Origin of the sequence: uncultured Aquimarina sp. (assembly GCF_947496855.1) — a bacterium.
Taxonomy (GTDB): domain Bacteria; phylum Bacteroidota; class Bacteroidia; order Flavobacteriales; family Flavobacteriaceae; genus Aquimarina.
Genome location: NZ_CANMED010000002.1, coordinates 790,967 through 815,369, shown reverse-complemented (window position 1 = coordinate 815,369; position 24,403 = coordinate 790,967). Strand labels below are relative to the sequence as shown.

The 24,403-nt window shown below is 33.2% G+C and carries 24 protein-coding genes and 1 tRNA gene; 12 read left to right on the top strand and 13 right to left on the bottom strand.

Translation table 11 applies throughout. From position 1 onward, the window contains the following. The 8 genes from Q0921_RS09485 to Q0921_RS09450 all read right to left on the bottom strand — a co-directional run. Positions 1-1,776, bottom strand: a 1,776-nt coding sequence (locus Q0921_RS09485) for a hypothetical protein (protein ID WP_299256111.1), incomplete at its 3' end; no start/stop codon positions are given. A gap of 108 nt (positions 1,777-1,884) precedes the next feature. Continuing rightward, a complete protein-coding gene (locus tag Q0921_RS09480) occupies positions 1,885-3,048 on the bottom strand; it encodes an ABC transporter substrate-binding protein (protein ID WP_299256110.1) in 1,164 nt (387 codons plus the stop codon). A 103-nt stretch (positions 3,049-3,151) separates the two neighbouring features. Next, positions 3,152-3,745: a phage tail protein gene (locus tag Q0921_RS09475; protein ID WP_299256107.1), complete on the bottom strand. Its 594-nt coding sequence runs from the start codon at positions 3,743-3,745 to the stop codon at positions 3,152-3,154. Positions 3,746-3,865: 120 nt separating this feature from the next. Next, on the bottom strand, positions 3,866-4,303 hold the full coding sequence (locus Q0921_RS09470; RefSeq protein WP_299256105.1) for a retropepsin-like aspartic protease: 438 nt from the start codon (positions 4,301-4,303) through the stop codon (positions 3,866-3,868). Continuing rightward, complete coding sequence (locus tag Q0921_RS09465; RefSeq protein ID WP_299256104.1) at positions 4,300-6,900, bottom strand: CHAT domain-containing protein; 2,601 nt, start codon at positions 6,898-6,900, stop codon at positions 4,300-4,302. The genes Q0921_RS09470 and Q0921_RS09465 overlap by 4 nt, the downstream gene beginning before the upstream one ends. Next, positions 6,881-8,869 (bottom strand): PKD domain-containing protein, encoded by a 1,989-nt coding sequence (locus Q0921_RS09460; protein WP_299256102.1) that lies wholly within the window; start codon positions 8,867-8,869, stop codon positions 6,881-6,883. Before Q0921_RS09460 ends, Q0921_RS09465 begins: the two co-directional genes overlap by 20 nt. Positions 8,870-8,994: 125 nt before the next feature. After that, positions 8,995-9,633, bottom strand: coding sequence for a hypothetical protein (locus Q0921_RS09455; protein ID WP_299256100.1), 639 nt, complete (start codon positions 9,631-9,633; stop codon positions 8,995-8,997). 196 nt (positions 9,634-9,829) lie between these two features. Next, positions 9,830-10,870, bottom strand: coding sequence for a hypothetical protein (locus tag Q0921_RS09450; protein WP_299256098.1), 1,041 nt, complete (start codon positions 10,868-10,870; stop codon positions 9,830-9,832). 132 nt (positions 10,871-11,002) lie between these two features. Here Q0921_RS09450 and Q0921_RS09445 point away from each other — a divergent pair, with 132 nt between their 5' ends. The 12 genes from Q0921_RS09445 (at position 11,003) to Q0921_RS09390 (ending at position 19,918) form a co-directional block, all read left to right on the top strand. Then, complete coding sequence (locus Q0921_RS09445) at positions 11,003-11,590, top strand: sigma-70 family RNA polymerase sigma factor (protein WP_299256096.1); 588 nt, start codon at positions 11,003-11,005, stop codon at positions 11,588-11,590. Beyond that, positions 11,587-12,321, top strand: a complete 735-nt coding sequence (locus tag Q0921_RS09440; RefSeq protein WP_299256094.1) for a tetratricopeptide repeat protein — start codon at positions 11,587-11,589, stop codon at positions 12,319-12,321. The genes Q0921_RS09445 and Q0921_RS09440 overlap by 4 nt, the downstream gene beginning before the upstream one ends. A 492-nt stretch (positions 12,322-12,813) precedes the next feature. Then, positions 12,814-13,602, top strand: a complete 789-nt coding sequence (locus Q0921_RS09435; protein WP_299256092.1) for a TatD family hydrolase — start codon at positions 12,814-12,816, stop codon at positions 13,600-13,602. A 58-nt stretch (positions 13,603-13,660) separates the two neighbouring features. Beyond that, on the top strand, positions 13,661-14,695 hold the full coding sequence (locus Q0921_RS09430; RefSeq protein WP_299256090.1) for an asparaginase: 1,035 nt from the start codon (positions 13,661-13,663) through the stop codon (positions 14,693-14,695). A gap of 70 nt (positions 14,696-14,765) precedes the next feature. Next, positions 14,766-14,853 (top strand) — tRNA-Ser (locus Q0921_RS09425). 82 nt (positions 14,854-14,935) lie between these two features. Further along, a complete protein-coding gene (locus Q0921_RS09420; RefSeq protein WP_299256088.1) occupies positions 14,936-15,730 on the top strand; it encodes a MotA/TolQ/ExbB proton channel family protein in 795 nt (264 codons plus the stop codon). Between the two features lie 113 nt (positions 15,731-15,843). Further along, a complete protein-coding gene (locus Q0921_RS09415) occupies positions 15,844-16,338 on the top strand; it encodes a hypothetical protein (protein WP_299256087.1) in 495 nt (164 codons plus the stop codon). A 2-nt stretch (positions 16,339-16,340) separates the two neighbouring features. Beyond that, a complete protein-coding gene (locus tag Q0921_RS09410; protein ID WP_299256085.1) occupies positions 16,341-16,949 on the top strand; it encodes a biopolymer transporter ExbD in 609 nt (202 codons plus the stop codon). 21 nt (positions 16,950-16,970) lie between these two features. Continuing rightward, on the top strand, positions 16,971-17,453 hold the full coding sequence (locus Q0921_RS09405) for a biopolymer transporter ExbD (protein WP_299256084.1): 483 nt from the start codon (positions 16,971-16,973) through the stop codon (positions 17,451-17,453). Positions 17,454-17,935: 482 nt separating this feature from the next. Continuing rightward, the gene (locus Q0921_RS09400) at positions 17,936-18,553 is read left to right on the top strand and encodes a biopolymer transporter ExbD (protein WP_299256083.1); all 618 of its coding nucleotides are present in this window, start codon (positions 17,936-17,938) and stop codon (positions 18,551-18,553) included. 20 nt (positions 18,554-18,573) lie between these two features. Beyond that, positions 18,574-19,053, top strand: coding sequence for a biopolymer transporter ExbD (locus Q0921_RS09395; protein WP_299256082.1), 480 nt, complete (start codon positions 18,574-18,576; stop codon positions 19,051-19,053). A gap of 148 nt (positions 19,054-19,201) precedes the next feature. Beyond that, positions 19,202-19,918, top strand: a complete 717-nt coding sequence (locus Q0921_RS09390; RefSeq protein ID WP_299256081.1) for a porin family protein — start codon at positions 19,202-19,204, stop codon at positions 19,916-19,918. On the opposite strand, the gene Q0921_RS09385 is transcribed toward Q0921_RS09390, so the two are convergent. The 5 genes from Q0921_RS09385 to Q0921_RS09365 form a co-directional block, all read right to left on the bottom strand. Then, the gene (locus Q0921_RS09385; RefSeq protein ID WP_299256080.1) at positions 19,913-20,518 is read right to left on the bottom strand and encodes a hypothetical protein; all 606 of its coding nucleotides are present in this window, start codon (positions 20,516-20,518) and stop codon (positions 19,913-19,915) included. The genes Q0921_RS09390 and Q0921_RS09385 overlap by 6 nt on opposite strands. Next, entirely contained in the window at positions 20,518-21,978 is a 1,461-nt protein-coding gene (rpoN, locus tag Q0921_RS09380; protein ID WP_299256079.1) for an RNA polymerase factor sigma-54, read from the bottom strand. Before rpoN ends, Q0921_RS09385 begins: the two co-directional genes overlap by 1 nt. A 397-nt stretch (positions 21,979-22,375) precedes the next feature. Next, entirely contained in the window at positions 22,376-23,014 is a 639-nt protein-coding gene (locus Q0921_RS09375) for a response regulator transcription factor (protein WP_299256077.1), read from the bottom strand. A 40-nt stretch (positions 23,015-23,054) separates the two neighbouring features. Further along, on the bottom strand, positions 23,055-23,849 hold the full coding sequence (locus Q0921_RS09370) for an ATP-binding protein (protein WP_299256076.1): 795 nt from the start codon (positions 23,847-23,849) through the stop codon (positions 23,055-23,057). After that, positions 23,822-24,166 (bottom strand): hypothetical protein, encoded by a 345-nt coding sequence (locus Q0921_RS09365; RefSeq protein ID WP_299256074.1) that lies wholly within the window; start codon positions 24,164-24,166, stop codon positions 23,822-23,824. The genes Q0921_RS09370 and Q0921_RS09365 overlap by 28 nt, the downstream gene beginning before the upstream one ends. Positions 24,167-24,403: the final 237 nt, after the last annotated feature.

The window sequence follows — 24,403 nt, the reverse complement described above, 5'->3', positions numbered from 1 at the left end:
TGTAGCGTCTGAGTCTCCATCATCAATAGCAGTTGCCCATCCATTTACGGTTTGTGCACCAGCATCTTCATTTATACCTTCATTAGCACCTGCTGTAAAACTTGGTTCATCGTTAACAGCAGTAATATTAAAAGTTACACTCGCAGGACTAGACGTATCGTTGCCATCGTTAGTAGTAAATGAGATTGTCCCTGCATTAGTACCATTTAAATCAGCCGAGGGTGTAAATGTTGCCGCATCAAGAGCTGTATTAATAGCTGCTAATGTTCCAGATGCTGTAAAACTAGCAGACCCATTACCACCACCTCCAAAAGTGACACCAGTTGTTCCCAACGCAACCGTTCCTCCAGTAGTAGTAAATGTGAGTGTTTGATCATCTCCATCCGTATCTGTTACCTGGATGTTATTTGCTAATGCAATATTGGTAGCGTCTTCCAATACCGTTGGTGCGGATGGTGCTGTTGCTATTGGGGCGGTGTTTGTAACTAAAGAAGCTTCGCCATAAATGGCTTTTCCTACATTACCATTAGATTCATCCTGATAGATATAGATGTGTTTTCCATCATCAATTTCAAGAACTTCCATAGCTCCATTGTCGCTATTACCATTATGAATGGTAGCTTGAGCACTTAAGGTAATATCGGTTCCTATAACCTCACCTTCTTTAGCATATGTTGGATCTGTTCCGCTTGAAGGTGTATACATTATAATAAATTTATCAGCAGTAGAGGGAGCTACCCGTATGCCATTAATATTAGTGGTGATTTGTTGACGTGTCCCATACCCAGTAATGGTTGTACCACTAATTGATCCAACTTGTACATAGCCATTACCATCGTCATTATCATCATATGCCACTACAAATTTATCAGCTGAAATTGCAACAATATCAACTTGTACACAATTGGTTTCAAAAATGTTCGCACTACCAAATGTAATCGTTGTTCCGGATACAGATCCTACAATAGCACCGCCTTCTACTCCAGTAGTAATTGTTTGATATCCTACAACAAAGGTATTAGAAGACAATGCGTCTAAACCCGTCCATACTGTGGCATCACTCAGAAACTCTAATTCTGCACCAAAAGAGAGCGTTGCCCCACTAACGGTTACTACTTTTGCTTTTCCTTTATTGCTATCTTCTACATCCCGATAGACTACAATATGGCTTGTACCAGATAATGCGATCATTTCCAAAGCATCAGTATCACCCGTAGCAAAATCAAAGGAAGAACCAAAAGAGATGGCAGATCCAGACACGGTACCAATACGCATTTCTCCGATATCACTTGCTCCACGCTCATCTTCAAAAGCAATAATAAACTGTGTAGCACTTATTTTAGAAATAGCTGTATGTGTAGCATTTACGGTAGTAGCAAATGATGTGCTAGAGCCAAAGCTAATCGAATTACCGGAGAGAGTTCCTACAATAGCTTCACCAGGGGTGCCGGATGTACTTGATCGGTATGCAATAACAAATTGAGTAGCACTTAGTGCCACTGCAGAAGGTTCTAAAAGAAAATTTGTTCCTGTAAATATGGTGGCTGTACCAGGAGTAATGGGTGTTGTCGGAGCATAGTAGCTTAGTTCATTTATTTTTTTAGCAATACCGTATGCATCTATCGGTGATGCCTCTAGATCTAATGAAGAAAATAGACTAACTACAGAAGAATTACCCTCTAGAGATATCGTTGTTTTTTTATGATCAATGGATGCACCAATGGTCACACTAAAGGAACAAAAGAACAGTACGGATAAGAGTAATTTTTTTTTCATGAACATTAATTTTTGTCAGGTTAATTACTATAAAATAAAATGTTTTTTAGTTTAAAAATCAAGTAAACATATATTTAACTTTTGATATGTAGGTATAATCTTTCTTTTTCATATACATAAATACGGATTGACCCAGCCTGAATCTATTTCACTCTTAATATGGTTGGTCATAGGGTTGTTTAGATTCATTTCTTTTCCGATATCTATGATTGTATGATAAATTCCAGAGGTATCAGTTTTTATTTTGACAATATCAATTTCTGGAGTTGAGAAGCCTTTTTTTGCACAGAAACTTTTGATACCTCTTGGACTTTCAATCGATTTTTTTTGGAGTCCTTCTTTAACCACATCCCATTGTCGTTTTTTAAGAGGGCGTAATAATTCTTTAAAGACAAGCCCAGCTTCATAGCCCTGTAATGCATAAAGATTAGGAGGCTGACCCGTGCTTTGTTTGAATTTTTTCACAAATTGTCTGTTGGCCTTATTTTCAGAATTAGAATTCCATAACATAGCCCCATATAGATTTAATCCTAGATGTTTTACATCATCTAACATGTCAGAGTAGAGCATATTTTCTGCAACAAGTAAAGGGATGTCTTTTGTCCAGGATTTTGATTTCCATTGTGTAAGAAATTCATTTCCTTGTGGTCCAACAAATAAAGCATGGACATAAGCAGGAGCTTCTTTTTTTATTTTTTCAAAAATTGATTCTATATTAAGGTGATGTGGGTTATTAGAGTCATAGGGGATCACAGATTGTAAAACAGTTTTGCCTCCTGCTGCACTAATACCAGCCTGAAAGGACGAATGCAGATGATACCCTGCGTTATAAACAGGAGTAACAATGAGTCCAGGTTGTTTATATTCTTTTTCAGCCCAGTAGCCTAAAGCATATTGACTTTGATACAATTGATGGCTGTTAAAGAAGATGTTAGGGCTGTGATAGTCAAAACTAGGAAGGATTTCTCCCATATCAAAAAAGAATCCCAAAGCATCTTTTCTGCTATCAATAAGGGGTGAAATATCGGGAAGGGATCTATAACTAATCATTCCAGAAAGGATATCGACATTCGTGAAATTAAGCAATTTTTTAGTGGCTTCTGTAGTAGAAGAAGTACCTCCTGATCCTGCAAATTCAGGAATTAATTCAATATCTGCTCTTTTTCCTGGCTTTTGGCCAAGACCAAGGTAGAAGCCTGTGGCTAGGTGTGGAAAAAAATTAGGATAGATACTGGAGTATGGAGTAAGAAATCCAATTTTTATAGGGGTCATATTTTTTTTAGAGTAAAGTATGTTGTTCGAAATAATGCATTCCAAAACAACATATTAGTATATATAAAATTCGATATTTACTATGTTTTATATAGTAACAATATTAACTTCTAGAAGGGAAAAGGCCTTGCATACAAATACATGGATTTAGTGTTAGAAACGGTGATCTGTTCTCGTGAAATTGACTTCCGCCGGTGTTTGTGACAGTTCCAGAACCTGTAATAGCACCCGTTCCACCTAGTAAAGTTACATCTGGAGCTGTACTATTAAACCCTAATACTTCTGCTAAATTATTTGGGTCATAAGGTGCTGCTAATGATGCCCCATTACTGGGAGCATGTGTATCGGCTTGACCGCTATTAGCTTGTATGCCTATATTTACATTTAATTGAGAAGTGTCAAGAATATGATTATGTGAGGGGATTTGTAACATATTTAAAGTAACTACTTCAGTACCACCTCCTTGTCCCATGTTGTAGTTTGATAATCCAGGTCCGTGACCCATTCCGACAGGAGTTCGTCCTCGTAAATCAGGTAAGCCAAATGTTGTTCTGCCATCTCCACCAAAAGCAGTTCCAATTAGCGAAAATAATGCAGTATTGCTTGATATTGGTAGTAAAGCACCGGCACAAAAAGCCCAACTTCTAGGGGCGAAATTACAAGCCCAATATATAATTTGAGATAAATAAAATTCCATAAACTAATCGTTTTAATTAATGATTCATTTTAATTCTTCGCGTTAACAAATTTGAAGAACTCAAACATATTATAATTATAGGGAATTTTTATGCGTATAAATACGTGGTTTTAAGTAAAATTACTTCAGGAATAAGCATTTTCGTTCATAATCAATAACGGCTTTTCCTCTTTTTAAAACATCAGCACCAATTATACCATCTACTGGTTCGGCTTGATGTGCGATAAGCGCAGTATTCACGTGAGTAAGATCAAATAGAATAAGCGAAATACTTTTTTTTGACCACTTGCCTAGCTTTAGTGTATTCTTCTTAGAAAGCTGTGTGAGCATATCTGTAGCGCCGGCACCTGCAGCTTTTACATCGCTATCTTGTGCAAAAAGATGAAACTTATCTACAGCATCAAAACCAACACACGAATTAGATGCTCCAGTATCTACAATAAAATTACCTTCTACACCATTAAGCATTGCTTTCACCTCAAAATGATTGGTTTTGGTATATACAAGTTTAACACGATGATATTCTTTTTCAATTAGAAATTGGCGGAGTGTTGTCATTTTATTTTTTGTAGAATCACAAACAAAAATAGTATAATTAATAAGAACCCTCCGATTATAAATATCCAATTTGATTTTCCTTCAGTTGGAGGTTGATAACTTCCATAATATACAAAAGAAGCCCAGTAATATGGTGATTTCTGAGTGTTAGAAATTTCTTTTGCGTCAAGGAAATCCAATTTTGCTCGGTGCAATCCTTGGGCATAGGAGTTAGAAAAGTGTAGATTTTGATAAAAATATTGCATTAGCTGAGAAGTAGTTTTGTCATTTACCTTCCATAACGAAAACAATACATTTTTTACTCCTGCATATTGAAACCCTCTACCAATGCTAAGAGGACCTTCTCCTTTGACTAAAGTACCTATACCAGTTTCACAAGCACTCAAAACAACTAAGTCTGCTTCTAACTGTAATCCATATAACTGATTTACTAGAACATTCTGATCTCTGAATTGTATAGAAGCTGGTCTTGAAAAACTTCCTGCTTCTGCGTGTGTAGATAGGTGTAAAACAGAATGTTTTTTTGCCTCATCCAGAAAATGTGCATAGGTCGCATCCTCTTTTTCTAAGAACACACCATCAAATTTTTGTTGTATGCGGTTTTTTTCTTCAATAGAGAAAGGAAGTTCCAGATTGGTGTTTTCAAAAACCGGAAACACTCCTAGAATGTTTAATTTTTTGTTACTACTATTTGATCTTAAGTACTTAGCTGCGGAAATTTCATAGTTTAAGATATTTGACTTTAATAAGAATGGCATCTTCTCAAAGTTTATAGCAGTACTTTTTTTAGTCAATAATGTTTCAAAAGGAACAAAATTAAGCAGTCCATCAGGAATAACTAATAGTTTCTTAGTCTTAGGTATTTTTAGAATATTATATAGTTCAAAACTACTTTCCGAAAAACCCGTTACGTTATTAGTGATAATAGAAGCTTTGTTGAAATAGCTTATGTAGTTTTGGACCATCTTTCTAAAATGATCAATATCTTTAGTTTTTGTAATTTCAATTGAATCTGCATCAATTTTGAATTGATACACAGTTTTTTTACCAAAAAAATATTCAATTAAGGTAAGTTCATCTTGTTTTAGTTTTTCTTGGAGTTCAAAAATTGGAATTTTTTCTTGCTTAAAAAGAAGATTAGGATATTTTTCCTGAAGCTTTTGAGTTACATCCGTAAGTTCGATAGATTTCATTTCATATACCGATGTCCATTTTTGAATTTGTGAGATGTCAGCCTCGTATTCTTTTTGCTTTTCTTGTAAGATGTAAGTGTCATATGTTGCTATTTCGTTCGTAAGTTCTTTGTTTCTCTTTACTAACAAATCGTTTTTGTACTGTAATAGTAGTTGTTTAGATAGTAATGCTTCATTGACAAAAGGTGCTTTAGAGTTTTCTGCGGCTTCAAATGCTTTTACTACATATTTTGCGTCTTTAGTTGTAACGTACATAAAGTATAAAAGATCAATGTAGGATTCGGTACGATTTCGGTTTTGACTGTGTTGAATAATTTTAGTATCCTGTAATGGATAGGCTGTATTTAGTTTTGAATTTACCTCAAAAGCTGTTTCAAAGGCCTGAATTGCCAAAAGTGGATTGTTTAGTTGTTGGTAAATATAAGCCTGTACATCTAATGCTTTTAGTAAAACTCTGTCTGCTATAACAATTTCTTTTTTCGGAAAATTTATGTCTGATGAATATTCAGGAAGTAGATATTCATAGATTTCTTTAAGATTATTTAATGCCTCAGTATATGCTGATTTAGAAAGAAGAATATCTATATAAGCCAGTTGCCATTTTGCAATGTCTCGTGCTGACGTATTTGGGTTTTTTAATAATTGAAGTTTTGCCGTGCGAATATAGTTTTGTGCGTTTTGTAGTTCCTTGTTTTCTAATTCGATTGCGGCTAGGATTTGGTAAGCATTTACCTGCGTAGCATCCATCGAGATTGCTTTTAACGCGTGTTTTTTGGCCTCTTCTATCGCTCCAGAATTCAGATAATTTGTGGCTAAATTTGTTAGAATATTTACATTTTTGGGAGCTATTTCTTCACCTTTTCGAAGCACTTTTATGGCTTTCTGATAATTACTTTTATTATTATAGGCAATTGATAGGTTCGTAATTGCAGAAATTATTTTGGAAGTATTTTGAGATTGCTCCGCGAGGTATAAATAATTAGTAATCGTGTTTTCTGCTTTTTGTAAATCCCCAATTTTGAGGTATAGGTTTCCTAAAGGTTGCAAGCAGTTTTCAATGATATCATAATCTTTGAGGTTATTATTATTGAAAGTTTTCCAGGCTTTTTCGTAATAGGAAATAGCTGTGGGGATGTTTCCAAATTGATCGTAGTAATAACCCATATTGGCCTGAACGATAACCAAGGCAAGTTTGTCTTCTTTAGTTAAAAGTTGCTCTTCTTTAGACGCTATGATTTTACTTAATCTATGTAATTTTGAACTTGATGGATCTTTTAGAAAATAGTCTAATTGATTGTATAGAAAATCTACGGTCTTGTTCTTTTGCTGTGCAGGAATTAAATTATTTCCCAAACACAGAAAAACGAAAATTAAGAAGCGTATTTTAAAATTTCCAAATCCCATAAAACTGAATTTGAGAATTTGGGCTGTCAAAATTATAAACATACCTAATACCAAGGCTTGGTCCAATCCTTGCGGCTCCCAGGTTCATTCCGATAAAAACTCCTGTTTGAAAATTGGTAAAAGTGTCATCTAATTTTTGAATGGTAAAGGAATCTAAATCCCGATCGGGAGTGATTATTTGCCCTTGCCCTTGTCCTTCAATAATGAAACCTGTACCTGTTGTTTCTTGATCATTTGTACTTGTAAGGTCTAGTTTTAACTGAACTCCTGCTCCCATAGCCAAAAAATTAGTAAAATTATATCGATAGGAGGCCGGTATTGCATATAGTGAGATACTGTTGTATTTGTTTGCTTCTGAGAATTCTATAAGATTTTCTATTCCATTGGCTTGTGTTGACCTAGTTTCGAAATTTCTTATTTCATCAAATGAAGATGCAGAAACCAGTAACTCTGCTTGATAATATCCTCTATAAGATTTGAATGGAGAAAGCGTAGCTCCAACAAAATATTCTCTTTGATTATCTAATTCCGGAATTGTAATGTATCCTGCTTTAGCACCGATCGAAATCCCAGGTAAGAATCGGGTAGTGGCATAATTAGTAATAATAGGATCGTTTTTATCAAAGTAAATAGCAGTTCTGCTTCTCGTCTTTTCCTTATGAAAATTTTTTCCAAATTTCATGGTGTATTTTACAAAACCTTTAGTAGAATCGATCTCTTCTACATTTTTTTGTTCACTTCCAGGAAGATAAATTCTATTGAATTGAAATATGATTTTGTCCTTTTTCAAAATAGTATCTAAGCAACTGTAATTTACTTCTCGCTCTTTTGGACAAATTGGACATTCTGGATACATGCTATCAATTTTCAAGGTGGATTTATCAAACATTTTTGGAGTATCCACCTCTAGTTTTATTGTATTGGCGGGCCCTTCTCCGTTATTCTGAAATCGTACTTTGAATTTTAATCTTTTAAATCTAGCAAATCTGTAATTCATTAAAAAAGCATTAGAAGACATTTTGTTGGGATCATGAGAAGTTACAATCTCCATTTCAGTATCTTTTACGGTATGATCATCAAAATTGTTATCAGGAACATAAACACTTCGTAATGTAACAATCGCGCTTGTGTCCTTGATCATTTCTGGAGTAGTCTTTAGTGTTCTGAATATATTGCGTTCTTCTCCAGGTTTCATATCGTCAAATTCTATGATCTGATAACTTCGGTATAAGGCTTTTGATTCTTCCAGAGTAAGCGGAAAGTTTTTTCTTTTGGTGGTGTCTTGTACAAAAAGTGTTTTGTTGTACAAAAAAGAAATATTATTAGATGCTACTAAAGTGTGATCATCATTCTCAGGAAGTTTAGAAGTAATAGCATCGATAGGAGCAATCTGTTCGCCATAATGTAATCGGGTATCTTTTATGATGAAATTATCATTCTTAAATTGTCGGTCATTATAGAATAAATATAATTTTCCATTAGAGATATAATTATTGTTGTTCTTATAACTTGTAATAAATACTATTTCTTGATCAGGAATGGGTTCACGATTTCTTTTTAAAATTAAATCTTCATCTTCTGTAAAAGGAGAGTTAGCATTAATAGATGCTTCATCTTTTGCATTATCGACGGATATAGATTTAGGTCTGCTTGCTGGAGGTTTTCCGTTGTCATAGTTGTTTGTTGCCCATAGCTTAGCGTTATATTTCCCATTTTTTTTATAGATATGTACCGGTTTTTCTTTAAAACTATAATCACCATCTCCGAATTCCCAATAATAAGTGTAGAAAGCTTTAGGTGCGCCGGCAATTTGATTAAGAGGAGGCATTTCTGCGTTGTAATTTACTTGGTTACCCTGAATTTCATAAGATATCGGTGCTATTCTGGGAATGGTGTCATTGGTTACTATTTGTCCAATGCAGAAAAAAGGAAGGCATATCGCTATAAATAAAGCCGAAAATCTATTCATGATTTGTTGTTAGTGTTACTAAAGATAATCAAAAAGTTAAACGAGATTAAATTATATCTGTTAGTGAATTAAAATTCTGGAAGGTAAACCATTCCAGAATTTATTGTTTTAGATCAGCAAATACTTTAATCTGCTTTAAAACCTAATCCGATATATGGCATTGCAATGTTATTTACCGGTCCACCTGCTCCATAGAAATTAGAAGACAAGAATTCTACGGTACCTTGAGTAATAGGAAATGGAACAGGAGAAAAATTGGATGGTCTTAATACACGTCCTAAAGTGGCGTTGAGGTTTTGATATCCTTGCGTAATTGTCCTTTTAACCGTAATTATATCACCAGAGGAAACAATAAGAGGAGTAATAGGTTGGTAATCTAATTGTCCTTGAGAAAAAGTATGAGTTCCTAAATAGCTAATAAGACTTGTTGTATTTATAACTTCTATAGTATAAGCTCCGTTATAAGTACTTGGGTTTTGATACCCAACAGAGCAAATTTCGCCACCTGCATTTATTTTTATTACATATTCATGGGTTTCTAAATCCATAAATTCAGGGAGATCATCGTAATTATTAGCAGTAGAAAAGGCAGTAGTTATAAAGTTATTTACATAATAATCCTCGCATATATTATTGGTTGGGTCATTATCTGTGTCGCAAGAAACGGTTAGAAGTAAAAAAGAAAATAGTGTAAAAAGTTTTATTAAAATTCCTTTAAATGCGCTGTTTATAATACTGTATCTTGAAGTGTCTTTTGTTTTCATAATATCTGTTTTTAAGGGTTTATACTATTATATCAATAGCGTTGTTCTTTTGTTACCTCATGTTTTTTTATTGTTTTAAGTGTAATAGTTAATGTCTTTATGAATGAAAATTCCGAAAGGAAAACCTTCCGGAATTTTTGCTGAAATTTGCTGTAACCCCCATTACCTAATATGCATATTCCAGTGTGAGATTTGTTTACGGAAGATTGTTTATTAAAGCTACTAATCCTGCTTCCGTTCCAGTGGTTGTAGTTCCAATTACCTCTAGATGATTTTCGGCTATAGTAACTTGTTGTATAGCGTATATGTATTGATCATTTTGCACAGATAAGAAAATTATATGCACTTCTAATCCTATCGGAATTAGTCCATAATGTTCTGAGAAAAGACCAGTTTCAGGATTGTAGATATCTAATGACGCTAATGCGGTAGGTTCTCCATCATAAGATACATATACATTACTGTTTGTGTTATTAAAACCTTCTGGAACATCTACTTGTAATAATGTTTTAGGTCTAGGATCATTAAACCAACGGTCAATATTTGTCCATCCAAAGTTTCCAAGAAAACCTCCGTATCCGCTCACACCTTCACCATTAGGACCTTCTCTTTGCATAGGTTCTAATCCTCCTTGCTCATCTTCTTCCCATACAATATCACATGCTAATATTTCGTCATTACAATCATTATCCTGACCATTAAATAATCTCATATCTTCATCAAATTCATCCGACGGAGCAAAAAGCATAAAGTCATTTACAAGTTGTAATTGCTCTCCATTTTGTTTGGCATTTATATAAAATTCACCACCAGAGACAAGTGTTTCTACATCACCATTGGGACGTTTTCCGTTTGTTGGCATTTTAGTCAATAACATTTTTGCCTTGTCATAAATTTCAATTAGCTCAATAGTAACAGCACCTGTGACAGGGTTGCCATTTTGATCTTCAAAACTGTTGGCAGGAAAGTATAATATAGTGCCTTCTGCTCCATATACTTCTCCAGAACCACCAGCGTTTAGAATGGTTGTTTGTAAAGCTTGTTCACGATTTTCGATAATCTCAGTTTCTAATTCTAATCCGTCTAGGAATTGTTCGATAACAATGTCATTGTCATCATTCTTACTACAGCTTCCTAAAAGCAGAAGAGTGAAACTTAAAAGTAAAAAGTTAATCATGGTTTGTTTTACATTCTTACTGTTATTCAGTAATGTAATTGTTGTACTATTTGTTTTCATGTTTTCAATTTTAATTGCCTATTAAAAGCTTTTTAAATTTTGTTGTTTACATCTTCATATCAACAACACTAATTTTTTGTTACCCTATTTCTTAAAAACTTTTTTAATTTAGATGTCCAGACCAAATCATTTATGGGAAATATTAAAATGCATGCTGATCAGAAATATATAGAAGCTCTCTTAAATAATGACAGCATTGTTATTAAGGAGATCTATAAAAAATTCGCTCCTAAAGTTGTAGGATACATAAAGAAGAATAGTGGAGATGAATCCAAGGCTCAGGATATAATCCAGGAAACTTTAATTACAGTATATAGGCAGGCAAAAGAAAAAGAACTAATACTTACTTGTCCGTTTGATGCCTATTTTTTTTTACTCTGTAAACGGAAGTGGTTAAATGAGTTAAAAAAGAATACCACAAAAGAGGTAACAATTAATGAAGAGGTAGTATCTATTAATGACGAGAGTGTTCAATATGTTGATGAAACCTTGGTTTTCGAAGCTAAAAATGAACTTTTTAAAGAAGTATTTGACCAATTAGGGAAGGCTTGTAAAGAGTTGTTAAAAGCTACTTTTACCATAAAATCTATGGAAGAAGTAGCATCAAAATTAGGACAATCTTACGGGTATGTCCGCAAGAAGAAATCGCTATGTATTGGCCAATTGACAAAAATGGTTCAAAGTGCTCCTAAGTATAATAAAATAAAGAACTTGTTATGACCCCAGAAGAAAAATATGAGCTTTTTGAGCGAAAAATTAATGATGAGCTTTCGAGTAATGAAGAAAAAACGTTATCCCAAATAATCAAGGAAGATGAGGCGATTTCCGAAGAATTCAGAATATATAAAGAATGGACTTTCTATCTAGATGCTAATCTAAATTTAGAGGAACAGTCGGATTTAGAAAATAATTTGAAAAAAGTAGGCGATTCGTTTTTTGAAAAACAACCAGCTAAAAAAGAAACCAAAGTAGTAAAAATACCTTCGTGGGCATATGCTATTGCTGCTAGTGTTGTGATTATTTTAGGAGTATATACATTTACTAAAAATGGTCCAACGTATAATGATTTTGCTTCGATACCAGAATTATCCATTACAGAAAGAGGAAACGAAGATGAAATAGGTAAGAAAGCTCAAGTGTCTTTTAATTCGAAAAATTATAAAGAGGCAGAGAAATATCTTTCCGAGTTATTAAAAAATGATAATTCTAATTCAGAATATCTTTTTTACTTAGGAATCACGTTGGTGGAACAAGATAAATACGAAAAAGCGTCAGAAATCCTCGAAAAACTTAGGCAAGGAACATCTGTATATAAATATAAGGCTATCTGGTTTGAAGCTTTGAATCAGTTGAAGCAGAAAAATATAGGACGATGTACTGAATTATTAAAATCATTACCAGAAGAAGCTGAGGATTATCAGCATGCACAAAAATTACTTAAAAAACTTTAAACACTCATAAACAAATGATTTATAAGATTTAATAAGTGATTTTTTCTTTAATAAAGCCATTTTGTTTTATGACTTCTAATGAGTTGTAACAATGTTTTTATAATAATTTAGAAGGGCGTATGTAGTAGGTGTAAACGATTATATACGGTCATAGAGAAATAGTAAATAAAAAATCTGCATTTTCCGTGTAAAGAAATTTTAAGCGATAAAAGGTCTAAACGTAATCGATACTGTAAATTGGTAAGAAGATTGATTTTGTTTAATTTGGAACACCTAATGGTGAAGATAATTTTACAGATGGTGATAGAGTTAGAAAATAGATAAAACTACATAGAGAATAACAGATAAGTTGCTTATTTTTAATCAATCTATAATTATCCTTTTGGAACGAATTGTTCGTGTTAACTAAATGATTTTATCAATCAAGTTTTTGGAATAATTTATTCGTGAAAAGTTCAAATTGTGTGTCCAAAATTTAGTTATTTTTGCCGCATGATACTTACCGATACACACACGCATATTTATAGCGAATCTTTTGAAGAGGATCAGGATAAAATGATGGAGAGAGCTATTTCTGTTGGAGTAGAACGTTTTTTTGTTCCTGCCATAGATTCTAGTTATACAGAATCTATGTATGATATTGAAAGCAGATACCCAAACAATGTATTTTTAATGATGGGATTGCATCCTACACATGTTAAAGAAAATTATAAAGAAGAACTGCAACATGTGGAAGAGGAGCTGGCAAAACGATTAAGTGAAAATAGTAATAAAAAATTTTATGCAGTAGGAGAGATAGGGATAGATCTATACTGGGATAAAACGTTTCTTAAAGAACAACAAGAATCATTTAGATATCAGATTAAGCTAGCTAAAAAATATAAACTACCTATAGTGATTCATTGTCGTGATGCTTTTGAAGAAGTGTTTGAAGTATTGGAGTCCGAAAAGGGAGAAGATCTATTTGGGATATTTCATTGTTTTACGGGTACAATTGATGATGCTTGTCGAGCTATTGGATATAACATGAAATTAGGTATTGGAGGAGTCGTAACCTTTAAAAATGGTAAGATAGACAAGTTTCTAAATGAGTTTTCTTTAGAAAATATTGTTCTAGAGACTGACGCTCCTTATTTAGCACCTGTTCCATATAGAGGTAAGAGAAATGAAAGTTCTTATTTGATTCAGGTGGTAGAAAAACTGTCTGATATTTATAAAAAATCAATAGAAGAAATCGCCCGAATTACAACAGAAAATTCCAAAGATATATTCGGAATATAGGTTGCAGATTGTAATATAAATTTTGTTCATTTGTGAGACCACTAAATATATGGTTTCAATGAAGACTTCACCAGATATATTATTGATCTATACAGGAGGAACGATTGGTATGGTCAAAAATTTCGAAACAGGAGCTTTAATAGCTTTTGATTTTGATGAATTATTGCTCAATATTCCAGAGCTAAAACAACTAGACTGTAATATTGAAACTATAAGTTTTAAAGAACCTATAGATTCTTCTGATATGGATGTCGAACGTTGGAAAGAGCTAGGCAGCATTATCAATACTAATTATGAAAAATATGACGGTTTTGTAGTATTGCATGGAAGTGATACTATGTCTTATACTGCATCTGCTATTAGTTTTATGTTCGAGAATTTAGGAAAGCCTATCATTTTTACAGGATCTCAGTTGCCTATCGGTGATCTAAGAACTGATGCAAAGGAAAACTTGATAACCGCAGTTCAGATTGCGGCGCTGCAAAATAAAGGAAAACCGGTGATTACAGAAGTTGGGTTATATTTTGAGTATAAATTGCTTAGAGCTAATAGAACCACAAAGATAAATGCAGAGCATTTTAAGGCGTTTCAATCACTCAACTACCCTGCGTTAGTTGAATCAGGAGTTCATCTTAAGGTAAATACTTCTTTTTTGCAAGTTGCAAATCGTAGAAAAAAAATGGTGTATCACACACATTTTGATAATGATATTGTCATTATTAAAATGTTTCCTGGAATAAATGAGATGATTTTAAGAAGTATTTTTTCCTCAGAAGTTATAAAAGGTGTAATTATTGAGACCTATGGATCAGGAAATACCACGACTAAATCATGGTTTTTAGATATTATTTCTGATACAATTAAAAAAAATATACCGATAATAAATGTAACACAATGTTCAGGAGGTAGTGTAGAAATGGGGAAGTATGATACGAGTGTTGCATTAAAAAAAGCAGGTGTTATATCAGGAAAAGATATAACAACAGAGGCGGCTGTGGCTAAATTGATGTATTTGTTAGGAGAAAATTTACCTCTTAAAGTGCTCAAAACCATTTATGAAACTTCATTGCGAGGTGAAATGTCAGAAAATTAACGTCCCAAATTTTAGTAGTCAACATTTTTTTTGTTATTTGCTCAACCATTTTTTTGGCAAATATTTTAATAGAGAGGTGGCCGAGTGGTCGAAGGCGCACGCCTGGAAAGTGTGTATACGTCAAAAGCGTATCGAGGGTTCGAATCCCTTCCTCTCTGCATTATTATCAAATTTTTAATGGATTTTGTAATATTTTTTTATCTTTAACCCTTTAACTAATTAAAATTAAGAATCAGCGCAATGAAAAGACTATTTTCTATTCTGGCAATCGCAACAGTAATGGCTTTTGGAAATATGCAAGCAGCCACTGCTCCGGCCCAGTTAACGGCAAACGTGCAATTATTAATTGCTCCAATAACAACAACAATTCAGGATGGGGATGAACCTGCAGCAGCAGAGGAATCCTTTCACCAAAATCTTAAAAAACGTTTTATAGAAGGAGGCCCTAGCTTTATGGGAATCGTTCTTTTATGTTTGATTCTTGGTCTTGCGATAGCAATTGAAAGAATTATCTTTTTGAATTTATCTACTACTAACAGTAAGAAACTACAACAAAATGTAGAGGATGCTCTTAATAGTGGTGGAGTAGAAGCAGCAAAAGAAGTTTGTAGAAATACAAAAGGTCCAGTTGCTTCCATATATTATCAAGGTCTTGATAGAGCTGACGAAAGCATCGATGCTGCAGAAAAAGCAGTAGTTGCTTATGGTGGTGTTCAAATGGGACAATTAGAGAAAAACGTATCTTGGGTATCTTTATTTATCGCTCTTGCTCCAATGCTTGGGTTTATGGGTACAGTAATCGGGATGATTGATGCATTTGATAAGATTGAAGCAGCAGGAGATATGCAACCATCACTTGTAGCAGGAGGTATTAAAGTAGCACTTCTTACTACGGTATTTGGACTTATTGTTGCAATTATACTACAAGTATTTTATAACTACATTATCGCTAAGATTGATAGTATAGTAAATGATATGGAAGATGCATCGATTACTTTAATCGATATGTTAGTAGCTTACAAAAACAAAAAATAATAAATGACTGTTAAGATTTTATTTAAGATAATAAAATCTTAATAGCATATTAGAACATTTATTATTTAAAAATAGGGTTGTTGAATTATAACAACCCAATAAAAATTAGTCACATGAAAATTTCAAAAATTTTATCATACGTTGTACTAGCTGTAGGTGCTATAGGTGCGATATTATTGTTCTTGATGAACGGTAATTTTACCACACTTATGGATAACTATGGTATTACAGAAGCGAAAGATTTGGTGAAAGATACATCTTCATCGGCTTTTGCAGAAGCTACTTCATTGGTGAGTCCTATGTATAATCTTACATTGGTGATTTTTGTTGTTATTATAATAGCGACATTAATTGCTGTTTTTTCAGCTTTAGCTAAAAATCCTGCTGGTTTAAAAAATGCTGGTATCGGAATTGTTGCTTTCTTAATCGTTCTCGGTATAGGATATGCAATGGCAGAAGGTGTAGAGACACCAATGAAAGATGGCGAAGTGCTCTCTGAAAGTGGATCTAAGTTAGTAGGAGCTGGTATTTATGCTTTCTACTTTTTAGCAGCTATTGCTGTTGGCCTGATGGGATTATCAGGAGTTAAAAAATTAATAGGTAAATAATTATGGCAAGAAGATCAGCACCTGAGGTGAACGCAGGATCTATGGCGGACATTGCATTTTTACTTCTTATATTCTTTCTGGTTACTACGACCATTGATACGGATAGAGGTATTAGTCGTAAGTTACCACCGCCTTTAGATGAAACAGTGGAGCCTCCAGTTCTAAAACAAAAAAATATTTTTGTAGTAGAATTGAACAAAAATAATGACCTTTTAGTGGAAGAAGCTCCTATGGAGTTGAAGGATTTACGTGCAGCAGCAGTTGCTTTCTTGGATAATGGAGGAGGAAGAGGTGATGAAGCTTGTAGCTATTGTAAAGGAGAAAAAAATCCAAGCTCTTCGGATAATCCAGAAAAAGCAGTAATATCTCTACGTAATAATAGAGAAACTAGTTATGGTACGTATATAGCAGTACAAAATGAATTAGTTGCAGCTTACACTGAATTAAGAAATAGAGAATCAGAACGACTTTACGGAAAGACATTTACTCAAATGGAAACTGAACTTAAGGATGTGAACTACTCTGGTAGTAAGGATAGACTTAAGGATCAGATAAAACAAATACAGTTAATGTATCCGGAAAAACTTTCTGAAGCAGAACCAAAGAAATAAGTATAACATAAAAACGTAATTATGTCTAAGTTTAAAAAGAAAAAGGGTGGTGAATTACCCGCTATTTCAACAGCGTCTTTACCTGATATCGTATTTATGTTACTGTTTTTCTTTATGGTTGCAACAGTTATGAGGGAGAATAACTTGAAAATAGAGAATAGACTTCCTCAAGCGGATCAGACAGAAAAACTAGATAAGAAAAACTTGGTAATGTATATTTATGCAGGGAAACCTAGTTCTAGATATGCAGCAAGTGCAGGTACGCAAGCAAGAATTCAGTTAAACGATAAGTTTGCTGAGGTAAGTGATATTAAACCTTTTATATTAGCAGAAAGAGCTGCTAAGAGAGAGGAAGAAGTACCTTTTCTTATTACTGCCCTAAAGGTTGATACTGATACTAATATGGGTCTTGTCGGCGATATTAAAAAGGAATTGAGAGAAGTTCAAGCGCTAAAAATTAACTATACCACAAGACAAGGTGAAGCTACTGGTAATATTCAGTAAAAGTTAAAGATTTTAATATATTAAAAATCCCGCTTATTTAGCGGGATTTTTTTGTGCCTTAAATTTTGAGATTAATCCATATAGACGATATTTTTAGTAATAGTTTGAGATCAAATAATAATGCTTGCAAGGGCTGTAATACACTTATAAACTATTAGGGGATGGTTGTTTTTTGAATATTTAATCCTAATTTTTATATAAGTTGTTATACTGGCATAACAATTGTTATACTATTTATAACTGTGATCTGTTAATCTGATCAATATCTAACCTTCCAAGCCAGTGGTATTGAAATAATAGAAATAATACAGTTGTAATTCTATAACCATCCTAATTTTGATAATATTTACTATAGGTTGTATTAATCAATAATTTTATAAAATACGGATTATTAGAATTGTTTTATTCTTCCAAATAATAATACCACTTCAGATTTACAGTGCTTGATTTAGTAAGTAATTATTAACTAAATATGTATTATTATGGCTAGAAGATTAGCACCAGAAGTGAATGCGGGATCCATGGCGGATATCGCTTTTTTATTACTCATCTTTTTTTTAGTAAGCACTACGATTGAGACGGACTATGGGATAAGTAGAAGATTACCTCCACCTCCGGAAGAAATTAAACCCGAAGTCCATGTTAGAGAAAAGAATCTATTTAGGGTAGAGTTAAATCAGGTTAATGAATTGTTTGTTGAGAAGAAGCCTTTACGGTTGAAACAGTTAAAAGCTGCTGCTATTGATTTTTTAGATAATGGAGGAGGCGTAGATACAGAATACTGTAGTTATTGCAAAGGTATGAGAGATCCAAAATCTTCGGATAATCCAAATAAAGCGATCATATCACTTATTAATAGTCGAGAAACCAATTATGAAGCATATATCGCCGTTCAGAATGAGCTTATAAGTGCCTATAATGAATTACGAAATAGAGAGGCTCTTAGGGTATATGGAGTGTCTTTTACAGAAATGAAAGTACAGCTTAAGGATGTTAATCACTCCGGCGATAAATCGAAGCTTAAGGAGCGGATAAAAGAAATTCAAGCTATGTATCCAGAGAAACTTTCGGAAGCAGAACCTTTAACTGCAGAATTATAATAACTTAAAAACTATTCGTGATGTCAATATTTAAAAAAAAACCAAAAACTGAGTTACCTGCAATTTCCACTGCATCTTTACCTGATATCGTATTTATGTTACTGTTTTTCTTTATGGTTGCTACCGTAATGCGAAATGATACGCTTATTGTTAAAAATGAGCTTCCATATGCCGATCAGATTGAAAAGTTAGACAGAAAGAATATGGTTATACATATTTATGCTGGTAAACCTAGCTCTAGATATAAAAACGTGGGAACAGAAGCGAAAATTCAGCTTAATGATAAGTTTGCACCTGTTCAGGAGATTAAGTCCTTTGTTTTGGAAGAGATAAAATCTAAACCTGAAGAACTACGACCTTTTTTAACAACAGCATTAAAGGTGGATAAGGATACTAAAATGGGACTTGTTGGAGATATAAAAAAGGAATTGAGGGCTGTGCATATGCTTAAGATTAATTATACAACAAAAACCGGGCAAGCGTCAAATAACATACAATAACTTTGTTTTAAGATGTTTTGGTATAATCCCGCGATCTTTCGCGGGATTCTTTAATTCTTGTTGTTTTTTAGAAAGTACTTCTGTTTTCTGAATAAATAGATTTATTTTAGTAACCTCTATGAAATCGATGTCAAGAAATGTTAGCCGGATGAAGCAATTGCTTTTATTTTTAAGCTTTTTTCTCTTAGCTTGTCACAGTTTTGGGCAAGAAATAGCTTTAGATGATCTAGGTCCTCAAAAGAAAGAAGTATTAGATTCTCTTTACAGAGAAGATCAATTCTACGTTGGTTTTACATTTAATTTGCTTTGGAATACACCAAGAGATGTTAGTCAATCAGGGTTTTCAGGTGGATTTCATATGGGTTATACCAGAGATATGCCTATAAATAAAAGACGTAATGTAGCCATTGGATTAGGTTTGGGGTATTCGATCAATACTTATGGTCAAAACTTGTTTATAGGAGAGAATGAGGAAACGGGACAGAGTATTTTTAGCAGTCTTGAAGGGATAGATTATGACAGAAATAGGTTTACAACACATTTGGTTGAAGCTCCACTAGAATTTAGATGGAGAACTTCTGTGCCAAATACACATAAGTTTTGGAGAATCTATACTGGATTAAGAGTTGGATATCTGTATTATTTTAATTCTAATTTTGAACAGCCTGAAAATCAAGTTGGACAAACAAAAATCGATGAATTAAACCGTTGGAGAGTTGGAGCTACTTTTACTTTCGGATGGAACACTTTTAATTTTCACTTTTATTATAGTTTGAATCCTCTATTTAACAATAATGCGCTAATTGGTACTGAAGAAGTTGGTCTTAGTGTTGCTAAAATTGGATTGATGTTTTATATCCTATAGCCAGAAATTAATTAGAGTGAGTTGAGGGATAAGCCCTATCAAAAAGCCTAGCGTAAGTTCTAAGTTCGTATGAGCTTTAAAATGTAGTCTTGATGTCGCTACTAGTCCATTGGCCATAATCATTGCAGCAATAAGTAAAATAAGGTTTATTTCGAAATGTATACTTAATGCAATCGTAAACATAGTAACAGCTCCTGTTCCAATCATATGTAGACTTGCCTTGATGCCAAAAAAAATCATAAAGATGGCGCTTAAGGATGATAATAAAGCTCCCAGAAAGAAAAAATATAGTTCAGGGTAATTATAGGCATCAATAATCATTTTGATTACTAGAAGCAATAAAAATGACTGTAACAGTAAAGGAATCTTACGTTGTTTTACGTCTTCTAAATGAATGGAGGTGATAATGCCCATTGTTCTAAGAAAAAAATAGAGCACTATTGGAATAAGTATCGTGACAACCACTAAACCAAGAACTTTTGCTTGAATGATATTTTCTGGAATAAATCTAGGTGCAGTAACAAAATAAATTACTGAACCAGCTAAGGGCATCAACAAAGGGTGAAAAATATATGAAATGCTTTTTAGTAAAAAGTTCATTAAATCTTTTTTCGTAGCCTGGCAACCGAAATATCTAATTGCTCTCTGTACTTAGCTACAGTTCTTCTGGCTATAGGGTATCCTTTTTCTTTCAGGATTTTTGCTAACTTCTCGTCTGTAAGAGGTTTTTTCTTATCTTCTTCTCCTATTGTAATTTCCAGTATTTTTTTTATCTCTCTTGTAGAAACTTCTTCTCCTTGATCATTAGTCATAGATTCAGAGAAAAATTCTTTGATAAGCTTCGTTCCGTATGGAGTATCTACATATTTACTGTTTGCTACTCTAGAAACGGTACTTACATCCATATCAATTTCATCTGCAATATCTTTAAGGATCATCGGTTTTAGATTACGCTCGTCTCCACTTAAGAAATAACTTTCTTGATAGTGCATTATTGCACTCATTGTTAAAAAAAGTGTTTGCTGTCTTTGTTTAACGGCTTCAATAAACCACTTAGCAGCATCTAATTTTTGTTTGATGAACATTACTGCATCCTTTTGTGATCTAGATTTTTCCTTACTGGCTTTATAACCCTGCAACATATTGTTGTATTCTCTAGAAACGTGTAATTCTGGAGCATTACGGCCATTTAATGTAAGCTCTAATTCCCCATCCACAATTCTGATGGTAAAATCTGGGACTACATGTTCTATAAGTTTATTGTTCCCGGCATAAGCACCACCTGGTTTCGGGTTAAGATGCTCAATTTCTTCAATAGCTTCTTTTAGTAAATCCTCTGTAATGTCAAATTTAGTTAAAAGCTTATCATAATGCTTTTTGCTAAAATGATCAAAAGACTTGTCTAAGATCAGCGATGCTAATTTAATAGGAATAGTGATTTCCTTTCTATCTAACTGAATCAACAAACATTCCTGAAGATTTCTCGCACCAACACCTGCGGGGTCTAGCTGGTGTACTATTTTTAGAATATTTTCTATTTTCTCCTCAGTGGTATATACATTTTGTGTAAAAGCAAGATCATCAAGAATATCCGCTAAAGATCTTCTGATATAACCACTTTCGTCAATGCTTCCAACAAGAAATTCTGCAATTTCTCGCTCTTCTTCATCAAATCGATAGGTGTTCAATTGATTTACTAAATGTTGGTGAAATGATGTTCCAGATGCATACGGAACATTTTTTTCTTCATCATCAGCACTATAATTATTAGAACTTAAACGGTAACTAGGTATTTCATCATCACTAAGATATTCATCAACATTGATATCTGTCTCTATTTTTTCTGTTCCATAGTCATCTTCGCCAGAATTTTCATCACCAAAAGCATCGTCAAACTCATCAGCTTTTTCCTTACCGCTATCCAATGCAGGGTTTTCCTCCATTTCTTGCTTTAAACGTTGTTCAAATGCCTGTGTAGGAAGCTGAATTAGCTTCATCAACTGAATTTGCTGAGGAGAAAGTTTTTGAGAAAGTTTAAAATTTAATTGTTGCTTTAGCATAAAAATGTCAATGTTCTTATACTCACAAAAATAAACAAAATACGGCGTACTTCTGTAGGTAATCGATGGTTAGTTTAGTGAAACTTTTTTATAAAATTCACTAAAAGCGAAGATTAAAAAAAGATAGTTGAACTAATCCTGCATTTAGTGCGGGATCTCATTCATATTAGTTCGAAAGTTTATTTGAAAAATAAATTTTAAAACTGTTTTATGCAATTTATCAATAAACGCGCCAAAATATATTTGTAGTATGTGAGTTGTAGCAGATTTGTAAGATTTATTAGAGTAATGTGTTCAGAATTTATATACTTAATTCAAAACGTTTTGAATTAAGTATATAAAAAAGACCTGTCAGGTCTAGTATGATTCCTGATTGAATTTTAAATAGAAAATTCGTTTACGGAATAAATATTTTATTTTTAATTGCATAAATTACCAGTCCAGTTCTGTTTTTTAGATGTAACTTTTCGAAAATAGAATCTCTGTAGCCTTCTATGGTTTTAGGGCTAAGACACATATCACTGGCGATTTCTTTATATGTTTTTTCTGTACAAGCGTGTTTGATGAATTCCATTTCTCGCTCCTTTAATAATACTTTGTTTTCTTTTTTAGGATTTAAGGATCCTAATAATAAATTAGTAACATCTTTGGTGTGGTAGAAACCTGTTTCCTGTACTTCTACCAGTGCATTTTCCAGAATACTCTTTTCCGTGTCTTTCAATAAATACCCTTTGGCTCCGGCACGAAGCATTTTAAGAATGGTTTTTTCATCTTCTTCTACAGAAAGTGCCAAGACATTTACCTCTGGATATTCTTCTTTAAGAGCGATTGTGGTCTCGATGCCGTTCATTATAGGCATATTGATATCCATAAGAACAACATCCGGAATGTTTTTAGGATCTTTTAATCGAGTAAGTAGTTCTCGTCCATTTTTGCACAGGTACAATATTTTGAATTTAGAAAATCCATTTACTAATCCTGCTAATGCCTGCGATAATAGAATATGATCTTCTACAATGACTACTGAGTATTTCATGGGTATATGTTTTGTGTGCAAGCCGTTTAATCAGGCTTTATTATAAGTTGTCTTCCTCTTCTGTTACTAATTTTTTATAATAATAGGTTAGGGTTATAGCGGTACCTTTTCCTTTAGCAGAATCTAAACTAACCTCTGCGTTTATTAATTTTCCTCTATTCTGCATATTACATAATCCAATACCAATATTTTGACTGGATTTAAGATCTTTCTTGTCAAAACCTACTCCATCATCTTTAGCATGAATGACTAATTTTTCTTGGTCATAACGCACATTTACGTTAAGTTTAGAAGCTTTAGAATGTTTAATAGTGTTGCTAAAAAACTCTTGTAATATCCTGAAAATAATAATTTCTGCTTTGTCATCTAGAGTTCTTACTTCCGTATTACTACTTAGCGTAGCTTCAATAAATTGTAATCTATTAAATCGTTCTACTTCTAATGCAATAGCTTCTGTTAGGCTAAGGCTTTTGATCGCATCTGGATTAATCAATTTAGATAGGGCTCTTAGTTCTGTGAGACTCTTTGTTATCGTTTCTGTAACTTCCGGAAGTCTTTCTGGGTCGCCCTTAGCAACGTCTATTTGTATTTTTGCTAATGTAAGGAGTTGTCCAATATTATCGTGTAATTCCCAACTGATATTGCGTAAGGTTTCTTCTCGTATTTCTATCTGCGTTTCTGCAATCGCACGCTCAAACTTTTTTTCTGCTTCTTTTTGATGCAGAAGCAAGCTGTTCTTTCTCTTCTGGAAAATTAAGAAAAGAAAAACCAAAAGTACAATTATGACTACAAGTACAATACTTGCTATTAAAACTCCTGTCTCTTGTCGCTCCATATAAAACCAATAATATAGCAAGTGTACATAACCACACCTACTGTTAAATTAACCAGAATCGCTAATGTGGCGTCAGTAACTTCTGCATAATAATTTCTAAGAATTCTAAAAGGTATGTTGCCTACATAATAAATTAAAAGACCAACACTGATCCAGAATAAGAGGTTTTTTTTTGCTGATAAAACTTCTTCAGAATTTAAGATTTCGATAAAATAAAGAATAATAGTAATCAATAAGAAAATAGCACCTATTATATACGGTAAGCTTTGAGATTGGTCGAAATAATTTTCGTAAAAACCATTTATAATAAAAGCCACTAAATAGATTAACCAAAAAATAAGTACAAGTTTCTTTTTCGTTTTATTTTTTAGGTAAAATCTATACAATAATAAGAAAAAACTAAATGTAATTACGTTATAGATATTGTATTGAAGAGAATTATTCCCTGTATGATATCTAAAGTAAAGACCTACAAAATCGTTTAGAACGACATACCAAATAAATAACAAAATATATTTTAACGCTTTTGTTTTTTTATATTTAGTATAACAGAT

Bases quoted from the DNA above. Each gene is read 5' to 3' on its own strand.
- Q0921_RS09480 (WP_299256110.1), bottom strand. From the start codon at position 3,048: ATGACCCCTATAAAAATTGGATTTCTTACTCCATACTCCAGTATCTAT.
- Q0921_RS09475 (WP_299256107.1), bottom strand. From the start codon at position 3,745: ATGGAATTTTATTTATCTCAAATTATATATTGGGCTTGTAATTTCGCC.
- Q0921_RS09470 (WP_299256105.1), bottom strand. From the start codon at position 4,303: ATGACAACACTCCGCCAATTTCTAATTGAAAAAGAATATCATCGTGTT.
- Q0921_RS09465 (WP_299256104.1), bottom strand. From the start codon at position 6,900: ATGGGATTTGGAAATTTTAAAATACGCTTCTTAATTTTCGTTTTTCTG.
- Q0921_RS09460 (WP_299256102.1), bottom strand. From the start codon at position 8,869: ATGAATAGATTTTCGGCTTTATTTATAGCGATATGCCTTCCTTTTTTC.
- Q0921_RS09455 (WP_299256100.1), bottom strand. From the start codon at position 9,633: ATGAAAACAAAAGACACTTCAAGATACAGTATTATAAACAGCGCATTT.
- Q0921_RS09450 (WP_299256098.1), bottom strand. From the start codon at position 10,870: ATGAAAACAAATAGTACAACAATTACATTACTGAATAACAGTAAGAAT.
- Q0921_RS09445 (WP_299256096.1), top strand. From the start codon at position 11,003: ATGGGAAATATTAAAATGCATGCTGATCAGAAATATATAGAAGCTCTC.
- Q0921_RS09440 (WP_299256094.1), top strand. From the start codon at position 11,587: ATGACCCCAGAAGAAAAATATGAGCTTTTTGAGCGAAAAATTAATGAT.
- Q0921_RS09435 (WP_299256092.1), top strand. From the start codon at position 12,814: ATGATACTTACCGATACACACACGCATATTTATAGCGAATCTTTTGAA.
- Q0921_RS09430 (WP_299256090.1), top strand. From the start codon at position 13,661: ATGAAGACTTCACCAGATATATTATTGATCTATACAGGAGGAACGATT.
- Q0921_RS09420 (WP_299256088.1), top strand. From the start codon at position 14,936: ATGAAAAGACTATTTTCTATTCTGGCAATCGCAACAGTAATGGCTTTT.
- Q0921_RS09415 (WP_299256087.1), top strand. From the start codon at position 15,844: ATGAAAATTTCAAAAATTTTATCATACGTTGTACTAGCTGTAGGTGCT.
- Q0921_RS09410 (WP_299256085.1), top strand. From the start codon at position 16,341: ATGGCAAGAAGATCAGCACCTGAGGTGAACGCAGGATCTATGGCGGAC.
- Q0921_RS09405 (WP_299256084.1), top strand. From the start codon at position 16,971: ATGTCTAAGTTTAAAAAGAAAAAGGGTGGTGAATTACCCGCTATTTCA.
- Q0921_RS09400 (WP_299256083.1), top strand. From the start codon at position 17,936: ATGGCTAGAAGATTAGCACCAGAAGTGAATGCGGGATCCATGGCGGAT.
- Q0921_RS09395 (WP_299256082.1), top strand. From the start codon at position 18,574: ATGTCAATATTTAAAAAAAAACCAAAAACTGAGTTACCTGCAATTTCC.
- Q0921_RS09390 (WP_299256081.1), top strand. From the start codon at position 19,202: ATGAAGCAATTGCTTTTATTTTTAAGCTTTTTTCTCTTAGCTTGTCAC.
- Q0921_RS09385 (WP_299256080.1), bottom strand. From the start codon at position 20,518: ATGAACTTTTTACTAAAAAGCATTTCATATATTTTTCACCCTTTGTTG.
- rpoN (WP_299256079.1), bottom strand. From the start codon at position 21,978: ATGCTAAAGCAACAATTAAATTTTAAACTTTCTCAAAAACTTTCTCCT.
- Q0921_RS09375 (WP_299256077.1), bottom strand. From the start codon at position 23,014: ATGAAATACTCAGTAGTCATTGTAGAAGATCATATTCTATTATCGCAG.
- Q0921_RS09370 (WP_299256076.1), bottom strand. From the start codon at position 23,849: ATGGAGCGACAAGAGACAGGAGTTTTAATAGCAAGTATTGTACTTGTA.